The organism is Pirellulales bacterium, assembly GCA_035533075.1.
In the GTDB taxonomy this organism is placed as follows: Bacteria; Planctomycetota; Planctomycetia; order Pirellulales; family JAICIG01; genus DASSFG01.
Window position 1 is genome coordinate 1 of record DATLUO010000108.1, and the last position, 2,480, is coordinate 2,480.

General features: G+C 61.5%; 2 protein-coding genes. Both read left to right on the forward strand.

All coding sequences use genetic code 11. The features are described 5' to 3' along the window. Positions 1-381 precede the first annotated feature (381 nt). Positions 382-660: a transcriptional regulator gene (locus tag VNH11_14280; GenBank protein ID HVA47534.1), complete on the forward strand. Its 279-nt coding sequence runs from the start codon at positions 382-384 to the stop codon at positions 658-660. A 153-nt stretch (positions 661-813) separates the two neighbouring features. Continuing rightward, positions 814-2,316 (forward strand): protein kinase, encoded by a 1,503-nt coding sequence (locus VNH11_14285; GenBank protein HVA47535.1) that lies wholly within the window; start codon positions 814-816, stop codon positions 2,314-2,316. The last annotated feature ends 164 nt before the right edge of the window (positions 2,317-2,480 follow it).

Genomic DNA, 2,480 nt, shown 5'->3' on the forward strand with positions numbered 1-2,480 from the left:
CATTGAGTCGCGCCGATGGTGGGCCGGCGCTCGCAAGCTCGCTGGTCCCACCCTACAGTGCTACCAAAGGGCAACATGAGTTTCCGGCGGTGTCTCCCGTGTGATTGTGGGGACGTCGGGGCGAAATGTTTCACAAAGGCCACGCGGCGCCCGCGGGAGCACCTTTGCGCAACGTGGTCTTGTATCAGGATTTGCGATCTACCTCCAGGCCGGATGTCGCCTTTTCGCAGCACAGCGGTTTGGGTTCAACACGGTGCATGCCAGCGATCTAAGTCTCTATTTAACAAACACTTATGACACCCAACGGCTTCATGGGGGAACCGCTGGCACGTCGTCTGCTTTTCGTTCGGTCATACCCGAAACAACCAGCAGAGGCCCGCCATGACCCAGACATCCCGCGTTGTCAACTCCACCACCGACGAGCTTCCCCAGGATTTGATCGACTTGACCGCGGCCATCGATCACCTGCCGGTGGAATACCTGGAAATGATTCGGCCGGTGTTGAACCGCGTGATCGACAGCACGCGTCGCCGCCGCCGGATTTTGCACCTGGTGCAGGACGCCCTCAGCCAATTGCGGCTCGACATGAAATACCTGCTGTTCGACTTGGAGGCCACGCGACGCGAACGCGACGAGTACCGCCGGCAACTGGAAGCCTGAAGCGATGGTGTGAAGTAAAATGCGCGAAAGCGTTGCGACATGGGCCGCGCTGGCATAGGATGAAGAATTCAATGGTCCCCGACGCCACGTCGCACGCGCTCCACAGCAGGCGAGGGCAAGTCGGGCGCCGATTTTGGAACCGGGGAGCCTGCCATGGCCGAGCTCACGGCTGAACAAATCGCTCAGCGCGCGTTCGACCTCGACCTGCTTAGCGAACGACAACTCCAGGAAATCTGGGGCGACTTCGGACGTCGCAACGTTCCTGCCGACGAATTCGTGCAGTTTGTGCTGCGCCGTGAGTTGCTCACGAATTTTCAGCTCGACCGCCTGCTCAAGGGCGAACGGTCCGGCTACTTCTACGGCGATTACAAGGTGCTCTACATGGTGGCTGGCGGAAGCTTTGCCCGCGTGTATCGCGCCGCCCATAAGGAGACGGGCGTCGTGCGGGCGCTGAAAGTCCTCCGCAAGCGCTACAGCGACGACCCCGCCCAGCGGGAACACTTCGTGCGCGAGGGCCAAGTCGGCCTGACGTTGCGGCACGCCAACATCGTGCCGATTTACGAAGTCTATTCCAAGGGCCGCACGCACTTCCTGGTGATGGAGTTCATCGAAGGCCGCAATCTCCGCGAGTTTCTCAAGATTCGCAAGAAACTGGAACCGGCCGAAGCGACGCGGATGATGATTGAGATCACGAGCGGACTGCGCTACGCCTTCGAACATGGCGTCTTTCATCGCGACCTGAAGCTGTCGAACATCCTGATCTCCAGCAAGGGGCAGGCGAAGCTGGTCGATTTCGGCCTGGCCGGCACCGACACCAACGTGGCCGACGAGAGCCTGGGTGAGACGATCAACGCCCGTACCATTGACTATGCGGGCCTGGAGCGGGCCACGGGCGTGCGCAAGGACGATCAGCGCAGCGACATCTACTTTCTTGGCGTCATCTATTATCAAATGCTGATGGGCCAATCGCCGCTGTTTGAGACGCGCGACCGAATTCAGCGGCTGTCGAAGTCGCGATACACCGAATTCGTGCCCATCCAGCAGGCCGACGCGACCGTTCCCAAGATCGTGGCGGCGATCGTGTCGCAGGCCATGCAGATCGAACCGGACAAGCGTTATCAGACCCCCGGCCAGATGCTGGTCGATTTGAACGTTGCCGCCGAACGGCTCGCGGCCGGCGACACGCATGCCGCGGACGAGCAGGTCGCCGCCAGCCGGTGGGAAGCGGACCGCGAACGGATGGCCTCGGCTTTGGCCGCCGACAGCCAGCGCCGCGGACTGATGATTGTCGAGTCGAACGGCAAGATGCAGGACGTCTTTCGCGAAGAGCTGAAGAAGGCCGGTTATCGCGTGCTGGTGATCGGCGATCCGCGGCGGGCGCTGGAGCGGTTTCAGGACGATAAAAAGCCGGCCGACGTGATCGTGTTCAGCACCGGGCAAATCGGCGAGCCGGCGCTGACCACGTTTCAAGAGTTCGCCGCCGGCGAGCAGACCAGTTCGGTGCCGGCCATTCTCCTGTTGGCCCCGGAACATCGCTCCTGGTCGAAGCAGGTCGAAGCGAGCCTCGCGCCGCACCGGATCGTGATGCAGATGCCGATCAAGCTCAGCCAACTGCTGGAGGCGATGAGCAAGATGCTGTCGCCCAAGGCGGCGTGAGCTCGCCCGCGCCTTACTTGCCCGGCAGCACGAGTCCCATCTCGCCCATCAGCAACTGCATGTCTTCCCAGACGTCCTTCTTGGCCGCCGGGTTGCGCAAGAGATAGGCTGGATGGTAGGTACACAAGACCCGGCAGCCGCGATACTCGAAGAACCGTTTTCGC